At 64.8% G+C, this 16,358-nt stretch carries 15 protein-coding genes; 8 read left to right on the top strand and 7 right to left on the bottom strand.

Annotated elements, in window-relative coordinates; translation table 11 throughout:
• Window positions 1-4: 4 nt before the first annotated feature.
• Together RFM41_RS12730 and RFM41_RS12725 are read right to left on the bottom strand one after the other, a co-directional pair.
• Window positions 5-631 (bottom strand): DedA family protein, encoded by a 627-nt coding sequence (locus RFM41_RS12730; protein WP_320249253.1) that lies wholly within the window; start codon window positions 629-631, stop codon window positions 5-7.
• The gene (locus tag RFM41_RS12725; protein WP_320249256.1) at window positions 628-1,227 is read right to left on the bottom strand and encodes a class I SAM-dependent methyltransferase; all 600 of its coding nucleotides are present in this window, start codon (window positions 1,225-1,227) and stop codon (window positions 628-630) included. Before RFM41_RS12725 ends, RFM41_RS12730 begins: the two co-directional genes overlap by 4 nt.
• A 217-nt stretch (window positions 1,228-1,444) precedes the next feature.
• Between RFM41_RS12725 and RFM41_RS12720 the strand changes: the two genes are divergently transcribed.
• The 4 genes from RFM41_RS12720 (at window position 1,445) to RFM41_RS12705 (ending at window position 4,874) form a co-directional block, all read left to right on the top strand.
• Window positions 1,445-2,119, top strand: a complete 675-nt coding sequence (locus RFM41_RS12720; RefSeq protein WP_320249259.1) for a response regulator transcription factor — start codon at window positions 1,445-1,447, stop codon at window positions 2,117-2,119.
• Window positions 2,116-3,468, top strand: coding sequence for a sensor histidine kinase (locus RFM41_RS12715; protein WP_320249261.1), 1,353 nt, complete (start codon window positions 2,116-2,118; stop codon window positions 3,466-3,468). The genes RFM41_RS12720 and RFM41_RS12715 overlap by 4 nt, the downstream gene beginning before the upstream one ends.
• A gap of 70 nt (window positions 3,469-3,538) precedes the next feature.
• Window positions 3,539-3,988 (top strand): RrF2 family transcriptional regulator, encoded by a 450-nt coding sequence (locus RFM41_RS12710; protein ID WP_320249263.1) that lies wholly within the window; start codon window positions 3,539-3,541, stop codon window positions 3,986-3,988.
• Window positions 3,978-4,874 (top strand): NAD(P)/FAD-dependent oxidoreductase, encoded by an 897-nt coding sequence (locus RFM41_RS12705; RefSeq protein ID WP_320249266.1) that lies wholly within the window; start codon window positions 3,978-3,980, stop codon window positions 4,872-4,874. The genes RFM41_RS12710 and RFM41_RS12705 overlap by 11 nt, the downstream gene beginning before the upstream one ends.
• A gap of 26 nt (window positions 4,875-4,900) precedes the next feature.
• Here RFM41_RS12705 and RFM41_RS12700 read toward each other — a convergent pair whose 3' ends face one another.
• On the bottom strand, window positions 4,901-5,665 hold the full coding sequence (locus RFM41_RS12700) for a DeoR/GlpR family DNA-binding transcription regulator (protein WP_320249269.1): 765 nt from the start codon (window positions 5,663-5,665) through the stop codon (window positions 4,901-4,903).
• 383 nt (window positions 5,666-6,048) lie between these two features.
• On the opposite strand from RFM41_RS12700, the gene RFM41_RS12695 reads away from it, so the two are divergent.
• Window positions 6,049-6,933, top strand: coding sequence for a phosphotransferase (locus tag RFM41_RS12695; RefSeq protein ID WP_320249272.1), 885 nt, complete (start codon window positions 6,049-6,051; stop codon window positions 6,931-6,933).
• Window positions 6,930-9,383, top strand: a complete 2,454-nt coding sequence (locus RFM41_RS12690) for a GcvT family protein (RefSeq protein ID WP_320249274.1) — start codon at window positions 6,930-6,932, stop codon at window positions 9,381-9,383. Before RFM41_RS12695 ends, RFM41_RS12690 begins: the two co-directional genes overlap by 4 nt.
• A gap of 16 nt (window positions 9,384-9,399) precedes the next feature.
• Here RFM41_RS12690 and RFM41_RS12685 read toward each other — a convergent pair whose 3' ends face one another.
• Complete coding sequence (locus RFM41_RS12685) at window positions 9,400-10,032, bottom strand: class I SAM-dependent DNA methyltransferase (protein ID WP_320249277.1); 633 nt, start codon at window positions 10,030-10,032, stop codon at window positions 9,400-9,402.
• Window positions 10,033-10,136: 104 nt separating this feature from the next.
• Between RFM41_RS12685 and RFM41_RS12680 the strand changes: the two genes are divergently transcribed.
• Window positions 10,137-11,033 (top strand): phosphotransferase, encoded by an 897-nt coding sequence (locus tag RFM41_RS12680; protein ID WP_320249280.1) that lies wholly within the window; start codon window positions 10,137-10,139, stop codon window positions 11,031-11,033.
• A 120-nt stretch (window positions 11,034-11,153) separates the two neighbouring features.
• Here the strand turns inward: RFM41_RS12680 and RFM41_RS12675 are convergent, their stop codons facing one another.
• The 3 genes from RFM41_RS12675 to RFM41_RS12665 form a co-directional block, all read right to left on the bottom strand.
• Window positions 11,154-11,627: a DUF805 domain-containing protein gene (locus RFM41_RS12675; protein ID WP_320249283.1), complete on the bottom strand. Its 474-nt coding sequence runs from the start codon at window positions 11,625-11,627 to the stop codon at window positions 11,154-11,156.
• A 269-nt stretch (window positions 11,628-11,896) separates the two neighbouring features.
• The gene (locus tag RFM41_RS12670) at window positions 11,897-12,820 is read right to left on the bottom strand and encodes a DMT family transporter (protein ID WP_320249286.1); all 924 of its coding nucleotides are present in this window, start codon (window positions 12,818-12,820) and stop codon (window positions 11,897-11,899) included.
• A gap of 323 nt (window positions 12,821-13,143) precedes the next feature.
• Entirely contained in the window at window positions 13,144-14,424 is a 1,281-nt protein-coding gene (locus RFM41_RS12665; protein ID WP_320249288.1) for an amidohydrolase family protein, read from the bottom strand.
• Window positions 14,425-14,601: 177 nt separating this feature from the next.
• On the opposite strand from RFM41_RS12665, the gene RFM41_RS12660 reads away from it, so the two are divergent.
• Window positions 14,602-16,356, top strand: a complete 1,755-nt coding sequence (locus RFM41_RS12660) for an ABC transporter ATP-binding protein (protein ID WP_320249291.1) — start codon at window positions 14,602-14,604, stop codon at window positions 16,354-16,356.
• Window positions 16,357-16,358: the final 2 nt, after the last annotated feature.

The following is a 16,358-nucleotide window of genomic DNA, read 5'->3' as shown; positions in this document are numbered from 1 at the left end:
TGTTTTACGCCTGTGAATTCCAGCTTCTTGCCGGTCCGGCGCGGCGCCAGCGAGAGCGCAGTCCGATGAGAAACACGACTTCCAGCGCGAGCACGACGGCCATGATGCGAAACGCCACCGTGGGCAGATCATGGGCACTGTCGCGCATCGCATAGCCGGCAAGAAGGAAGCCGGCATTCCACAGCATCGCGCCAAGCAAGGTCGCCAAAGCGAAGGGCAAGGCCGGCAGGCGCAGCGCGCCGGCGGCGATCGGCAGATAGTTCCGCACCGCGGGCACGAACTGCGCCATGAGCGAGGCGCGTATGTGGTTGCGGCGATAGGCAGCGGAGAAACGCAGATAGGTTTCGTGGCGCAGGAAGATGTAGCGGCCGAAGCGCCCGACCAGGGCTTCGGCGCGCGACGGTCCGAGCCGGCAGCCCAAAGCGTACCAGAACAGGCAGCCAGCCGTCGAAGCCGATGTCGTCACCGCCAGCAAGGCGCCGAGCGCCGCAAGATCGGGCGCCCTGGCCATGCCGAGAAAGAGCAGCAGCACATGCGACGGCGGCGCAGGCAGGATCTTTTCGGTGAATGCGAGGCAGGCGGCGCCGAGCACGCCAAGCCCCAGTGCCGTGGACAGGAGATCGGTCGTCATGCGAAGCGCCAGTCATAGGTGTCGAGGCCCTTGATCCTGGAGACACGATAGACCGTCGCCGGCGGAAAGTTGCGCAAAGTACTGCCGATGCGGACCGCCTCGAGGTCGAGCCTGTCGAGCACTGTCTGTTCGAAAGGACACCGACGGCCAAAGGTGAACTGATAGAGCGCAGCCCCCGGCCGAAGACTGGCAAAGACGCCCTCCAGGATCGCCGATGATTTGCGCGGCGATATCAGGCGAAACGGCAATCCGCTGACCGCCGCGCCGACGACCGGCTCATCGAACAGCGGCAGATGGCGCAGGCCGACCGCATCCATCTCGACGATGCGCGCCCCCGGGAACCGGCGCGCGAGCAGCGCGGCAAAATCCGGATCGGACTCGACCAGCGTCAGGTCGCTTTCGCGGACGCCGCGCTGAAGCAGGGCGCGGGTGAACGGACCGGTGCCCGGCCCGAGCTCGAGCACCGGACCCGTCTCGGGACCGATCTCACGCGTCATCAGCGCCGCCAGGCTCGGACCGGAGGGGGTGACCGAGCCCATCCGGAACGGCGCCAGCGTCCAGGCCTTCAGGAAGGACAAAGCGTCATTTGCAGGCATGTTGACCTCATTGCTTTGCGCGGGCGATTCGGATTGCCCGGCATTCGACGAGGCGCTGTTTGCGGGTGACGGATTGCCTGGACATTGCGAACGGCATGGCTTTGCGAAAGAAAAGGCTCGCGGCCGCCAGCCGAAGCCGGCGCCATGTTTGCGCAATCTTGGCGCGATAGTCGGCCGGCGATGGATTGTAAGAGCTGGGGACTGTAAGGGGTCTTGGATGCGTATCCTGCTGGTCGAGGACGAGCCGGAAATGGTTTCGGCGCTGCGGGCGGCGCTGAGGCGGCACGACATGGTGGTCGACCATGCTGGCTCGCTGCTGGAAGCGGAAGGGTTCGTCGCCGTCGACGGCTATGACGCGATCCTGCTCGACCGGCAGCTGCCGGACGGCGACGGGCTGACGCTTGTGCCGAAGCTCCGCGCCGCCAGGAATACCACGCCGGTGCTGATGCTGACGGCCCGAGGCGACACCGCCGACAAGGTCGACGGGCTCGACATGGGCGCCGACGACTACCTGGCCAAGCCTTTCGCCTTCGAGGAGTTGCTGGCGCGGCTGAGGGCATTGCTGCGGCGGCCGGCGGCGATCGAGACGCAGACCATCCGCGCGGGCCATCTTTCACTCGATGTCGGCCACCGCGAGGCCTCGATCCGCGGCGAGCCGCTCGTCTTGCCACGCCGCGAATTGCTGGTGCTGGAGGCGCTGATGCGGCGAACGGGACGCATGGTGCAGCGCGAGGCCCTGATGGAAGCCGTGTTCGGGCTGGACGACGAGATCCAGTCCAACGCGCTCGATACCCACGTCTCGCGGCTGCGCCGCAAGCTTGCCGAGGCCGATGGCGGGGTCGTCATCAACGGCATTCGCGGCGTCGGCTACCTGCTGCGCGAGACCACATGAAGCTTCGCCGGCCGCGCTCGCTGAAATGGAGCCTGGTGCTGCGCATCGCCATCTTGCAATGCGTGATGCTGACGCTCATCATCGCCGGCATCATCGGCGCAATGCTCGCCACCGGGATCATCCCGCACGATTATGAGGACGGCACGATGGACGTGCTGGCGGACGCGGTGACGCGCGACGCCAATGGCGCGCTGGTGCTGAAGGAGAATTCCGATCTGACCAAGCTGCGTTCGGATGTCCCGGACCTCTGGTTCGTCATCCGCGACAAGGACGGGCACCGGCTTCAGGAAGGCACCGTGCCGGTTGCCTACCAGCCCTTCGTCGAATTGCTGGACAATATCAGCGATGCCCGCATCGACCTTGCCATTGGCGAGGCCGCCCCGCCCGGCGGCAAGATCCGCTGGACGGACACGGCGGCCGGCAATGTCCAGATCATGAGCGGCACCAAGGGCGGGCTCTCGTTGCTGCGCGTTCTCGGGCAGGCGCCAGCGCTCTTCCTGCAGGGGATTTTGCCGCTGGCCGGGCTGATGGCGCTGGCGACGCTGTTCGCGACGCCCTGGGTGGTGCGGGGGGCGCTTTCCGGCCTCGGCAACGCGGCGCGCGCGGCGGAGCAGATTGACATCGACAAGCGCGGCGTGCAGTTGCCGCTGGACGGCGTGCCCAAGGAAGTCACGCCGCTGGTCACCGCGGTCAACGCGGCGCTGTCCAGGCTCGACGCCGGCTATGAGCGGCACAAGCGCTTCCTGACCGATGCCGCGCATGAGCTCAGAACGCCGGTCGCCATCCTCAACACGCGGCTTGCCGCGCTGCCGGCGACGCCCGAGCGTGCCAGGCTGCTGCAGGACGCAGCGCGGCTGTCGACGCTGGCCGACCAACTGCTCGACCTGCAGCGGCTCGACCGCCAGGCCGAACATTTCGGGCCGGTCGACCTGGTCCTTCTAGCCCGCAACGTCGTGGTCGACCTGGCGCCGATGGCCTTCGCCGCCGGCTACGAGATGGCGTTCGAGCCGGCCAAGGAAAAGCTTACTGTGCGCGGCGACCGAACGGCGATCGAGCGCGCGGTGACCAATCTCGTCCAGAACGCGATCGACCATGGCGGCAAGGCCGGCCGCATCACCATCAGCGTAAGCCCGCCCGCGGTGATCGAAGTGCTGGACGAAGGCGACGGCGTGCCGGCATCCGAACGCGAGCGGATATTCGAGCCCTTCTACCGCCTGCATCCGCAGGATCATGGCGCCGGCCTCGGTCTCAACCTTGTCCGCGACCTGATGCAACTGCATGGCGGCAAGGTCGAGGTGCTCGACGGCAAGCAGGGCGGCGCTTGTTTCCGGATGATCTTTCCGGCCTGACGCACAGCCGTGCCGTGACAGCAGTCCGGCTGAGTTTGACATCGGCACGATTCGTAACTAACTAAGTTACATGAAGCGCAACAGCCGACTGTCCTCGACCCTGCACATCCTCGTCCACATGGCCGAGGCGCCCGACCGGGCGCTGACCTCCGAGCAGCTTGCCGGCTTCATCCACACGAACCCAGTGGTGGTGCGCCGCACCATCGCCGGCTTGCGCGAGGCGGGCATCGTGACCTCATCGCGTGGCCATGGCGGCGGCTGGCAGCTCGGCCGGACACCGGACAAGATCTCGCTGGCCGAGATCAGCGCCGCGCTCGGCGAGACGCTTTTGCCGTTCAGCACCGAGCCGGAGAGTCCGGGATGCCTGGTCGAGCAGGCGGTGATCGCCGTGCTCGACGATTTTCGCCTTGAGGCGGAAAGGCTGCTCACCGCGCGGCTCAGCCATATCACGCTGGCCGACCTGACAGCCGATTTCCGCCGTCGTTATGACCTGATCGGAGTATCCAGCCATGCAGTATGATGTCATCGTCGTCGGCGGCAGCTTTGCCGGCCTGTCCGCTGCCATGTATGCGGCGCGGGGGCGCCGCAAGGTGCTGGTGATCGATGCCGGGCAGCCGCGGAACCGCTTCGCCGAACATTTGCATGGCTTCTTCGGCCAGGACGGGCGGGCGCCGTCGGACATTCTCGACGAGGCCAGGGCACAGTTGCTCGCCTATCCCACCGTCACGGTGATCGAGGGCCGCGCCGAGCGGGCCGCAATTGCCGGCACCGGCTTCGAGGTCGAGATGGACAATGGCGAGGGTTTCGGCGCGACAAGGCTGGTGCTCGCCACCGGCGTCCGAGACATCCTGCCGGATGTCCCCGGACTGGCCGGGCAGTGGGGCAAGACAGTGCTGCACTGCCCCTATTGCCACGGTTACGAGGTGGCAGGCGGGCCTCTCGGCGTGCTGGCGACCGGAGCGATGTCGCTGCACCAGGCCGAGCTGATCTCCGATTGGGGCGACGTCACGCTGTTCGCAAACGGGCTGTTCGAACCGGACGCGGACCAGGCGCGGGTCTTGGAGAAGCGCAACATCCGCTTCGAGCCTGCCAAGGTGAGCGAAGTGCAGGACGACGGGTCCGGCGGTCTGGTCGTCAGGCTGGACGGCGATCGCAGCGCAAGCGTGCGGGCGCTGTTCACCGCGCCGCGCAACGTGATGACAAGCCCGCTCGCCGAGCAGCTGGGCTGCGCCTTCAGCGAAGGCCCGCTCGGCCGGGCGATCGTCGTGGACGACAAGCAGCAGACATCGGTGCCCGGCGTGTTCGCGGCCGGAGATGCCGCGCGTTTGATGCACAACATCGCCTTCGCGGTATCCGGCGGCGCTATGGCCGGCGTCGCGGCGCACCAATCCCTGGTGTTCGGCTAGTCGCTTGCCGTTTTCCCAGGGTGAGGTCAGGCCGTCGCAATGGTCAAGCGCGCGCCGGCCTGGCTCAGCGCGGCGGCGATGTCGCGGGGCGGCGGCTGGTCGGTGACAAGTTCGGAAAAGCCGTCAAAGCCGCAGACCCGGACCAGCCCCTGGCGGCCGAACTTGGTATGGTCGGTGATGACCAGCGAGCGCTGGCCGCGCGACAGCACCATGCGGGCGAATTCCGCCTCGTCCAGATCATAGTCGGTCAGGCCGGCGGCGGCGTCGACCGCGCCGATCGAGATCACCGCATGGTCGACCGAAAAGCGGCTGACGAATTCGATCGCCGAAATACCGAAGGCCGCGCCTGAATCGCTGCGCAGCTCGCCGCCCGCCATATAGACCCTGTTGCCGTTCACCGTCGCCAGCGTGCGGGCGATGTCGGAGGAATTGGTGACCACCGTCAGCCGGCGATGGCCGAGCAGCTCTCGAGCGAGGAAGGATGTGGTCGTGCCGGTATCGAGCATGATCGCCTCGCCATCGCGGATCGTGGCCGCGACCATCCTGGCGATCAGGCGCTTGGCTTCGGCATTCTCGCGCATGCGCCGCTCGAACGGCGCCTCGCCGACGATCGAGGCAAGGCCCACGGCGCCATGCATCTTCAGCACAGACCCGCCATCGGCGAGCGGCTTGATATCGCGCCGCACCGTTTCCAGCGAGACGCCGAGACGTTCGGCAAGGCTGGCTATGGTGATCGTGCCCTCCTCGGCGAGGAGCCGCAGGATTTCGCCATGCCGTTTCGAATGGATCATCGGGGCGTCCGGGAATTTTGACCGAATTTAAGGTTTTGGCAACGCTTTGAAAGGAGTTGCTTATATTTTCGGGCAAAACACCCAAAAAAGGTCACAGCTTTTGATTGACAGCTCTGCCACCCCGGCATGACACTGACGTTGTGACAGGCTCGGAGCTGCCACGGGAGGGTGATGGCAGAGCCGCAACCTAGTGACCAGATCGTCTGGAACCAGCCAGGCGCGAGCTTTTATCGAATCCGCGGGGGCGGATGCCGGGATATTAAACCTGGCCAAGGGGCTCGTCGGTGCGGTGCGGGATACCGATCCTGGCGTCTCGCACCGACGAGGCTTTTTCGTTTTGTCCCATCGTTTTCCGCGGGACCGGCCGAGGCCGGAGCGAAACCGTGATAGCCGAAGACCGCATTCGTGCCCTGCCGTGCTGGAACGGCAGCATCGAGATCGAGCCGCTGCCGGGCGGCCTCAGCAACGCCAATTTTGTCGTCACCGACGCGACCGGGCGGCATGTGGTGCGCTTCGGACAGGACTTCCCGTTCCACCATGTCTTTCGCGAGCGCGAGGTGATGACGGCGCGGGCGGCGCACGCGGCGGGCTTCGCGCCGGCCGTGCACTATGCCGAGCCCGGCATACTGGTGACGGAATTCCTTGGCGCCAAGACCTTCCTCGCCGAAGACGTGCGGGCCAATCTTGGCAGTGTCGCGGCGCTGCTGCGCGGCTTCCATCGAGAGATGCCGAACCACGTCTCCGGCGCCGGCTTCATGTTCTGGGTGTTCCACGTCATCCGCGACTATGCGCGCACGCTGGACGAAGGCGGCAGCCGCAAGAAGGATCAGTTGCCGCGCTATCTTTCGCTCGCCGACGAGCTTGAGCGGGCCCAGAAACTGTTGCCGATCGTCTTCGGCCATAACGATCTTTTGCCGGCTAATATCCTCGACGACGGCAAGCGGCTGTGGCTGATCGATTTCGAATATGCCGGCTTCAACACGGCGATGTTCGACCTTGCCGGCGCCGCCTCCAATGCCGGTCTGAGCGATGACGAATCCTTCGCTTTCCTGACTGCCTATTTCATGAAGGAGCCGGACAGCGAAATCCGCCGCTCGCACGCCGCCATGCAGTGCGCCTCGCTGCTGCGCGAAGCGATGTGGAGCATGGTCTCCGAGCTTTATCTCGACGCGCCCGGCATCGACTATGTGGCCTATACCGAGGAAAACCTGGTCCGGCTCGACGCGGCGTTGGAGAACTACCGGACGAAATACGGGACCAAGCCATGACCTTGCCCAGCCATGCCGAAATCGTCGTCATCGGCGGCGGTATCATCGGCTGTTCCACCGCCTATCATCTGGCGCGCGACCACAAGGCCGACGTGGTGCTGCTCGAGCAGGGCAAGCTGACTTCCGGCTCCACCTGGCACGCAGCCGGCCTGGTCGGGCAATTGCGCTCGTCGGCCTCGATCACGCGCGTGCTCAAATATTCGGTCGAGCTCTACAAGGGGTTGGAGGCCGAGACGGGCCTCGCGACCGGCTGGAAGATGACCGGGTGCCTGCGGCTGGCGACGAACGCCGACCGCTGGACCGAATTCAAGCGGCTGGCCACCACGGCCAAAAGCTTCGGCATGGACATGCAGCTTCTGTCGCCGGCGGAGGTGAAGCGCATGTGGCCGCTGATGGAGACCGGCGACCTGGTCGGCGCCTCGTGGCTGCCGACCGACGGGCAGGCAAGCCCCTCCGACATCGCCCAATCGCTCGCCAAGGGCGCGCGCATGCATGGCGCGAAACTGTTCGAGGATGTGCGCGTCACCGGCTTCACGATAAAGGACGGCCGCATCACCGCAGTGCAGACTTCAAAGGGCGACATCGCCTGCGACAAGGTGGTGAACTGCGCCGGGCAGTGGGCAAGGCAGGTCGGCGCGATGGCCGGCATCAACGTGCCGCTGCAGCCGGTCAAGCACCAATACATCATCACCGAGAAGATCGAGGGGCTGGCCAACGACGCGCCGACGATCCGCGACCCCGACCGCCGCACCTATTTCAAGGAGGAGGTCGGCGGACTGGTGATGGGCGGCTATGAGCCCAACCCGCAGGCCTGGGCAACCGGACTTCCCGGCGGCGACGTTCCCAACGACTGGGAGTTCCGCCTGCTCGGCGACGACTACGATCATTTCGAACAGCATATGACCCAGGCGATCGCGCGTGTTCCGGCGCTTGGCCATGTCGGCGTCAAGCAGATGATCAACGGGCCGGAAAGCTTCACGCCGGACGGCAATTTCATCCTCGGCGTCGCGCCGGAATGCGCGAACATGTTCGTCGGCGCCGGCTTCAACGCTTTCGGCATCGCCTCGGGCGGCGGCGCCGGCTGGGTGCTGGCGCAATGGGTGGTCGACGGCGAGGCGCCGCTCGACCTTTGGGTTGTCGACATAAGGCGTTTTTCAAACCTCCATCGCGACCGCGACTGGGTTCGCGACCGCACGCTGGAAGCCTATGGCAAGCATTATACGATCGGCTTCCCGCATGAGGAATATCTGACTGGACGGCCGCGCATCGTCTCGCCGCTCTATGAGCGGCTGAAGACGCATCGCGCCGTGTTCGGGTCTAAGCTGGGCTGGGAGCGGCCGAACTGGTTCGCGCCCGATGGGGCGGCCGCCGAGGACGTCTATTCGATGGGCCGCCAGAACTGGTTCGGCCCGGTCGGCGACGAACACCGTGATGTGCGCGAGAAGGTCGGCATCTTCGACCAGTCCTCCTTCGCCAAATACGAGCTGACCGGTAGCGACGCGCTGAAAGCGCTCGACTGGATCTGCGCCAACGACGTCAACAAGCCGGTCGGCCGGCTGACCTACACGCAGCTTCTCAACACGCGCGGCGGCATCGAGGCCGACCTCACCGTGTCGCGGCTCGGCGAGGACCGGTTCTACATCGTCACCGGCACCGGCTTCCGCACGCATGACCTGTCCTGGATAAGCGACCATATCGGTCCCGGCCTCGACGCCAGGCTGAAGGACGTCACGGAGGAGTACGGCACGCTGTCGCTGATGGGGCCGCGCGCCCGCGACGTGCTGGCGGCGGTGACGGATGCCGACATCTCGAACGCCGCCTTTCCCTTCGGCCATGCGCGCGAAATCCAGATTGCCGGCCATCGCGTGAAGGCGCTGCGCGTCACCTATGTCGGCGAGCTTGGCTGGGAGCTGCATGTGCCGATCGCGGCCACCGGCGAGGTTTTCGATGCGCTGATGGCGGCGGGCAAGGCGCATGGCATTCGCCCGGTCGGCTACCGGGCGCTGGAATCGCTCAGGCTGGAAAAGGGCTATCGCGCCTGGGGCTCCGACATCACGCCGAACGACACGCCGCTGGAAGCGGGGCTCGGCTGGGCGGTGAAGCTTCGCAAGAACGCCGATTTCGTCGGACGGAGAGCGCTGGAGAAAGCGACCGGCAAGGCGCCGACGAAACGCTTTGCCGGCTTCACGGTGGACGACCCGGAGATTGTGCTGGTCGGGCGCGAGACGATCCTGCGCAATGGCGAGCCGGTCGGCTACCTCACCAGCGGCGGCTATGGCTACACGCTGGAGAAGAACATCGGCTACGGCTATGTGCGCAATGCCGACGGCGTCGGCGACGAGTTCCTCGCCTCCGGCGACTACGAGCTGGTGGTGGCGATGGAACGCACGCCGGCAAAGATCCATATCGAGGCCATGTACGACCCGGCCGGAACGAAGATAAAGGGTTAATCTCCGCCAGCGCGGGTCAGCTGACGCGCAGCGCCAGGCAACGGCTCGGCACAGTGTCGCCCTCGCCGGGCATCGAGGCATAAGGCCGTGTCTCTTCGAGGCGGCTTATCGCCCCACGCGCTTCCAGCTCGGCGATCCGCTCCGCGAAACCGGCATCCCACAGCGTGTTCTTCACCGTCAGCACGATGACGCCGCCTCGGCGGCAGATGCGGATCAGCTCATCCAGGCCCTCGACCCCGACATGGCCGGAGGTGAAGACGCCGGCAGAGACGATGCCGGCATAGGCGCCGTCGGCGAAGGGCAGCGTATCGCCCATCGCCAGGCGATGCAGAGCCGTGTAGACGTTCTTGGCGCCTGCCTTGTCCAGCATGCCTTGTGAGATGTCGAGCGCCTCGACCCTCGGATAGCCGGTGATGGCCAGCCATTCGCCGATCAGGCCGGTGCCGGCGCCGGCGTCGAGCAAGGGTTCGGCGCCGCGCCGCAGGTGGCGGGCAAGCAGCGCCAGGCAGATTGTCGGGTGACGATAGCCGGCTACCGACATATCGGCATCATAGGTGTCCGCCCAATCGTCATAGATCGCGGCCACTTCGTCCGGCCGCTTCGCCGCATAGGCCGCGCTGAGCGAGCCGCTGTGCTTGCCGTCCGTCATTGCTGCTCCCGCCGAATCTTTGTTCCCCCATGATAGCCAAGCGGAGAAAACTGTGGAACCGTCCGGCCACAAACATGGCGTCAGGGTTAAAAAGGGGGAAGTCGATGGACGACGTACGCGCGGCGCTGGCGGCTATCCCGGTGTTGGCAGGCTATGACGGACCGCTGGAGCGTTTGGGCGGCCTCACCAATAGGGTCTACCGGGCCGGCGAAGCATGCCTGCGCATTCCCGGCAAGGGCACGGAAGAATATATCAACCGCGCCAACGAGGCGGTGGCGGCGCGCGAAGCGGCCAGGGCCGGCGTCAGCCCGGAGGTGCTTTATGCCGATCCGGCGTCCGGCCTGATGGCGACGCGTTTCATCGACGGCGCCGAGACGATGTCGCCGGACAAGTTCAAGGCGCGGACAGGCAGCCCGGCGCGGGCGGCACAGGCCTTCCGGAAACTGCACTCTTCCGGCGCGGTCTTTCCCTTCCGCTTCGAGCTGTTCGCGATGATCGACGACTATCTCAAGGTCTTGTCGACCAAGGACGTGGCGCTGCCCGCCGGCTATCACGACGTGGTGCGCGAGGCCAGCGCGGTGCGCGCGGCGCTTGCCGCGCATGCCATCCCGCTCGCCGCCTGCCATTGCGATCCGCTGTGCGAGAACTTCCTCGATACAGGCGATCGGATGTGGATCGTCGACTGGGAATATTCCGGCATGAACGATCCACTGTGGGACCTCGGCGACCTCTCGGTGGAGGGCAGGTTCGATGCCGCCCAGGACGAGGAGCTGATGCACGCCTATTTCGGCGGCGAGGCGAAGCCAGCGGAGCGCGGCCGCGTCGTCATCTACAAGGCGATGTGCGACCTTTTATGGACGCTGTGGGGCCTGATCCAGCTCGCCAACGACAATCCGGCCGACGATTTCCGCGCCTATGCCGACGGCCGCTTCGCCCGCTGCAAGGCGCTGATGGAGACGGCAGAATTCTCGCGGCACCTGGCGTCGGTGCGCCTGGGCTAGAGCATGTCGCCCAGAAGTGTACAGCGGTTCTGGGACGACGACATGCATCAAAACAGAGACTTAAAGCGCGTCGCCTGAATCCGGTTCAGCGCGACGCGCTTTTAGAGCAATCCCAGCGTTCTACCTGAAAACCCTCTGGATCTCGTTCAACGACCCTGCTTCGTCGGACTTTTTGCAATACCAGACAAGCAGCGCGATGGTGCCGATGGGGAACAATCCCGCAAGCAGCTGATGCCAGCCGCTTCTGTTGATATCGTGCAGCCGGCGAGCCGTCATGGCGAGTGTCGGCAGAAGGATGGCAAGATTCCAGATCGAAGAAATAAGTTCATTCCCGACAACGGCATCAACCACGACCATAATGACGCCGACAATGACGATGAACAGATAGGCGTACCAGAACTCCGAGCGACTGGCCCTGCCGGAAAAGTTCACGTAGTTTCGGAAAAAGCTTGAAATCGCTTCTCCGAAATCCATTGACGGCGGCGTGTCACCGAAACGGTTGACGCCGGCTGGCGGCGCCCTCAGGACAAACAACAATGGCAGGCCGATAAGGATCAGAATTATAAGCCAGTGCCATATAGAGAAACTACCCATGACTTCCCCCCAACAGTTCCAATTTTCCAAGCCACAGATATCCCGCCTGCCCCTCCCGGATCAATCGCAGATTGCATCCGGCAGGCGATTTGCACCGTAAAATACTTTCCGGATGGATGGCTGCGGCGAAGTCGCCTAGTCCAACCGCTCACACTTTCCTGGGGTCGCAAAGCGCGTCGCGATCTTTCAGATTCGCTTCCTGCGCGTTAGGCTTTTGATTTTGCGCATGTCTTTGCCCGAAACCGGTTCCCACTTTCGGGAGACATGCTTTAATTCACGCCCTTCGGCACGTTCTCCGGCGGCACCTCGGTCTCCACCACCTTCTGGCGATGGAAGATGAACATGCCGGCAAGGACGACGATGGCCGCACCGACAAGGATGCGCGGCCCCGGGACATCGCCGAAGAACACCAGGCCGAAGATCACCGCCCACAGGAGCAGCGTGTAATGCAGCGGCGCCAACGTCGAGGCCGGCGCCAACTTCAGTGCCCTTGTGATCATCAGATGCGCGGCGCAGGAGACGACGCCGAGCAGAAGCATGGCGCCGAAATCGAGCGCCGACGGCGTGCGCCAGGCGCCGATGGTGAGCAGGCCGCCGACAATCAGCGTGCCGATCGTCTGCCAGGTGACCAAAGTCGTGTCGCTGGTGCCGCGCAGGAGACGGCCGAGGATGATGGCGAAGCCGAAGGCGATGCTGCCGACCAGCGCGAAGGCCGAAGACATCGAGAAGGCCGCCGAGGACGGCTTCAGGATGATCAGCACGCCGCAGAAGCCGACCAGGATCGCCAGCCAACGGCGCCAGCCGACCTTTTCGCCGAGCAAAAGGTGCGACAGCGCCGCGACATAGATCGGCCCGGCCATGTAGAAGCTCATCACGTCGGCCAGCGGCAGGTAGACTACCGCAGCATAGAAGAGGCCGGTATCGGTGGTGGTCGCCACGACGCGCAGGAACTGCAAAAGCGGCCGGTCCATGTGAAACAGCCTGGCCGTGCCCTGGTTGGCGATCATCGGACCGAGCACGATGAAGGCGCCGATCGAGCGGATCAGAACCACCTGTCCGACCGAGAAGGAAGCGACCAGCCATTTGCCCATCGCATCGTTCAGCGCGAACATGAAGTCACCGGCCAGCATCAACAGGATGCCGGCGAGCAACATGTTCCTGATCGTGAAATTTCGGGCGATGGTCTGAGCCATGCCGCTCCCTAGCCATAAGCTGTGGGTTTGACGAGGGAAATCCGTAAGACCAGCGACGGAGAATCGCGGTTCACCGAAGCGCCCGAACTTAGTCATCCACGGGCGGAGCGGGAGGGCAGCGGACGCGCAGACCCGAGGATCCATTCCGTGACCTTAATCGTAGGGTGCTGCGGAGCAGAATTCTGCATCGTGGCAACGCCTTGAAGTCACGGAATGGATTCCATGGTCTGCGCGCGTCGCTTCGCTCCTCGCTCCGCCATGGAATGACGAAGTCGCGAGCGTTCCTCCCGCCAATGCGACTGGTCAAACCGAGACGCAGAGACCTACGCCGTCTTATGCCGTCGGTTGACGCTCTCCGGCCTGCCGGCAATCGACAGCCTGGTTTCCTGCCTGGTCCGCTCAGCCACCACCTTGCCCCTGGCGATGACGCAGAGGCGCTCGGGGCGCAGGCGTACCGCCTCAATCGGATTGCCGGCATCGAGCACGACGAGGCTCGCCCGCTTGCCGACCGCCAGGCCAAGGTGATCGAGCCCCATGATGGCGGCGTTGACGTTGGTGACCATGTCGAAGCAGCGCGCCATGTCGGCCGGGCTCGACATCTGCGCCACATGCAGCCCCATGAAGGCGACGTCGAGCATGTCGGCGGTGCCCAGCGAATACCAGGGGTCGAGCACGCAATCCTGGCCCCAGCCGACACGGATGCCGAGCGCCTGCATCTCCTTGACCCGGGTCAGGCCGCGCCGCTTCGGGAAGGTGTCGTGGCGCCCCTGCAGCATGATGTTGATCAGCGGATTGGGGATGGCCGAGACGCCGGCCTCGGCGATCAGCGGCAAAAGCTTCGAGACGTAGTAATTGTCCATCGAATGCATTGAGGTGAGGTGCGAGCCGGCCACCCTGCCCTGCAAGCCGAGCCGTTGCGTCTCGAAAGCCAACTGCTCGATGTGGCGCGACAGCGGATCGTCGGTCTCGTCGCAATGCATGTCGACCATCAGGCCACGTTTGGCCGCGATCTCGCAAAGCTCCGTGATCGAACGGGTGCCGTCGGCCATGGTGCGCTCGAAATGCGGGATGCCGCCGACGATGTCGATGCCCAGGTCGAGCGCGCGGATGGTGTTCTTCAGCGCCGTCGGGGAGCGGTAGAGGCCGTCCTGCGGAAACGCGACCAGCTGCAGGTCGATATAGGGCGCGACAGTTTTCTTCACGTCGAGCAGCGCTTCGACCGCAAGCAGCCGGTCGTCGCAGACATCGACATGGCTGCGGATGGCGAGCAGTCCCATGGACACTGCCCAGTCGCAATAGGCGAGCGCGCGCTCGCGGACGGCCTCGTGCGTCAGAAGCGGTTTCAACTCGCCCCAGAGCGCGATGCCTTCGAGCAGCGTGCCCGACGCATTGATGCGCGGAATGCCGTAGGAGAGCGTGGCGTCCATATGAAAATGCGGATCGACGAAGGGCGGCGAGACGAGATTGCCGCGCGCGTCGATCTCGGTCGGCGCGGAGCCCAGCAACCTCTGCTCGATCGCTCGGATGGTCTCGCCGGCAATGCCGATATCGGCAATCCTGCCATCCGGCAGCGTGCCGCCGCGCACGATGAGGTCGAAATCCATCTGTCGTTACCCTTTTTCCCAAGAATCGGCACTCATCGTGGCCGAAAAGACAGCCTGAAGCAGCCTTTTCTTTCCCCGGCGGCCGAAAGGTTCCATCGGGCCGCAACTCGCTCTATAAGCCGCCTCTCGCCCTCGTGGCGAATCCGAAATTTTCGCAGCCAGGCACAGGATCGGCCGTTGTTTCGCTTCTTCCGCTCGACGGAAAACCAGCGCCTCATCGCGAGGCTGGTGAGGGAATCGTTCCACGAGCACAAATTCGGCTATGGCGCGGCAATCGTGTCGATGCTGGTGGTGGCCGCCATGACCGGCGCCAGCGCCTGGATCCTGCGCGAGATCACCAACGAGTTCGTCGTCTTCAAGCGGCTCGACCGCATCAACCTGATCGCGGCCGGAGTCGCGGCGATCTTCCTGCTCAAGGGTCTCGCCAGCTTCGTCCAGGCCTATTGCATGAGCCGCGTCGGCAACGCGATCATCGCCGACAGGCAGCGCAGGATCTACGACCGCATCCTGGCGCAAGGCATCGAATTCTACCATTCGACCTCGTCGTCCGACCTGATCGCCCGCATGACCAACAACGCGCAAGCCGCGCGCAGCGTGCTCGACCTCGTCGTCACCTCCTATGTGCGCGACCTGGTGACGCTGATCGTCCTGGTCGGGGTCATGTTCTGGCAACAGCAGGCGCTGTCGCTGATCTGCTTCGTCGTCGGTCCGGTGGCGATCTATGGCGTCAACCGCATCCTGAAGCGTGTCCGCAAGATCGCGGCGATGGAGTTCGTCTCGCTCGGCCAGATCGTGCATGTGATGCAGGAGACGGCGATCGGCGTGCGTGTCGTCAAATCCTTCAATCTCGAAGGCGCGATGCGCAAGCGCATGCACAAGGCGGTGTCGGACGTAGAAACCCGCGCCAACAACATCGCAACTCTGGAGGCTGCAACCAGCCCACTGATGGAAACGCTCGCCGGGCTGGCAATTGCCGGCGCCGTCTTCGTCAGCGGCCTGCTGGTGCTGCAGGGAGGCCAGATGCCCGGCAACATCATGGCCTTCATCGCGGCGCTGCTGCTAGCCTATGAGCCGGCAAAGCGTCTTGCCCGCGTGCGCATTTCGCTGGAGACGGGCATCGTCGGCGTGCGCATGATGTTCCAACTGGCCGACCGGCCGCTGACGCTGGCCGAAAAGCCCGACGCCCGGCCGCTGCGGGCCGGCCCCGGCGAAATCCGCTTCGACAATGTGAGCTTCGCCTATCCGGAAAGCCCGCCGGTGTTCGAAGGTTTCAACCTGACGCTCAACGCAGGCAAGATGACGGCGCTGGTCGGACCGTCGGGCAGCGGCAAGTCGACGATCCTCAACCTGATCATGCGCATGTACGACCCGCAGACCGGCAGAGTGATGTTCGACGGCCAGGACATCTCGTTCGCGACGCTGGATTCGCTCAGGCAGAAGATCGCCTATGTCAGCCAGGACACGTTCCTGTTTGCCGGCACCGTCATGCACAATATCCGCCTCGGCCGCGAGGGCGCAACCGACGAAGAGGTGGTCGCCGCCGCCAAGGCCGCCAACGCGCATGACTTCATCAGCGCCATGGCCAAGGGCTACGACACGGAGGTCGGCGAGAACGGTTCGCTTTTGTCCGGCGGCCAGCGCCAGCGCATCTCGATCGCGCGCGCCATGCTGCGCAATGCTGAGATCCTGCTGCTCGACGAGGCGACAAGCGCGCTCGACGCCGAATCGGAAGCGCTGTTCCGCGACGCGCTGCAGCAGCTCACCGTCGGGCGCACGACGATCGTCATCGCGCACAGGCTGTCGACCGTGCACCAGGCCGACACGATCGTGGTGATGGAAAAGGGCAAGGTGCTGGAAAGCGGCCCGCACAAGGCCCTGCTCAAGCAAGGCGGGCTTTACCAGAAGCTTTATGAGTATCAGTTGATGCCGTAGTG

The organism is Mesorhizobium vachelliae (genome assembly GCF_033977325.1).
Lineage (GTDB): Bacteria > Pseudomonadota > Alphaproteobacteria > Rhizobiales > Rhizobiaceae > Mesorhizobium > Mesorhizobium vachelliae.
This window is presented reverse-complemented; position numbering and strand designations above follow the sequence as displayed.

What these genes read in the sequence shown, in the direction of transcription:
- RFM41_RS12730 (WP_320249253.1), bottom strand. Translation starts at nt 631, where the DNA reads ATGACGACCGATCTCCTGTCCACGGCACTGGGGCTTGGCGTGCTCGGC.
- RFM41_RS12725 (WP_320249256.1), bottom strand. Translation starts at nt 1,227, where the DNA reads ATGCCTGCAAATGACGCTTTGTCCTTCCTGAAGGCCTGGACGCTGGCG.
- RFM41_RS12720 (WP_320249259.1), top strand. Translation starts at nt 1,445, where the DNA reads ATGCGTATCCTGCTGGTCGAGGACGAGCCGGAAATGGTTTCGGCGCTG.
- RFM41_RS12715 (WP_320249261.1), top strand. Translation starts at nt 2,116, where the DNA reads ATGAAGCTTCGCCGGCCGCGCTCGCTGAAATGGAGCCTGGTGCTGCGC.
- RFM41_RS12710 (WP_320249263.1), top strand. Translation starts at nt 3,539, where the DNA reads ATGAAGCGCAACAGCCGACTGTCCTCGACCCTGCACATCCTCGTCCAC.
- RFM41_RS12705 (WP_320249266.1), top strand. Translation starts at nt 3,978, where the DNA reads ATGCAGTATGATGTCATCGTCGTCGGCGGCAGCTTTGCCGGCCTGTCC.
- RFM41_RS12700 (WP_320249269.1), bottom strand. Translation starts at nt 5,665, where the DNA reads ATGATCCATTCGAAACGGCATGGCGAAATCCTGCGGCTCCTCGCCGAG.
- RFM41_RS12690 (WP_320249274.1), top strand. Translation starts at nt 6,930, where the DNA reads ATGACCTTGCCCAGCCATGCCGAAATCGTCGTCATCGGCGGCGGTATC.
- RFM41_RS12685 (WP_320249277.1), bottom strand. Translation starts at nt 10,032, where the DNA reads ATGACGGACGGCAAGCACAGCGGCTCGCTCAGCGCGGCCTATGCGGCG.
- RFM41_RS12680 (WP_320249280.1), top strand. Translation starts at nt 10,137, where the DNA reads ATGGACGACGTACGCGCGGCGCTGGCGGCTATCCCGGTGTTGGCAGGC.
- RFM41_RS12675 (WP_320249283.1), bottom strand. Translation starts at nt 11,627, where the DNA reads ATGGGTAGTTTCTCTATATGGCACTGGCTTATAATTCTGATCCTTATC.
- RFM41_RS12670 (WP_320249286.1), bottom strand. Translation starts at nt 12,820, where the DNA reads ATGGCTCAGACCATCGCCCGAAATTTCACGATCAGGAACATGTTGCTC.
- RFM41_RS12665 (WP_320249288.1), bottom strand. Translation starts at nt 14,424, where the DNA reads ATGGATTTCGACCTCATCGTGCGCGGCGGCACGCTGCCGGATGGCAGG.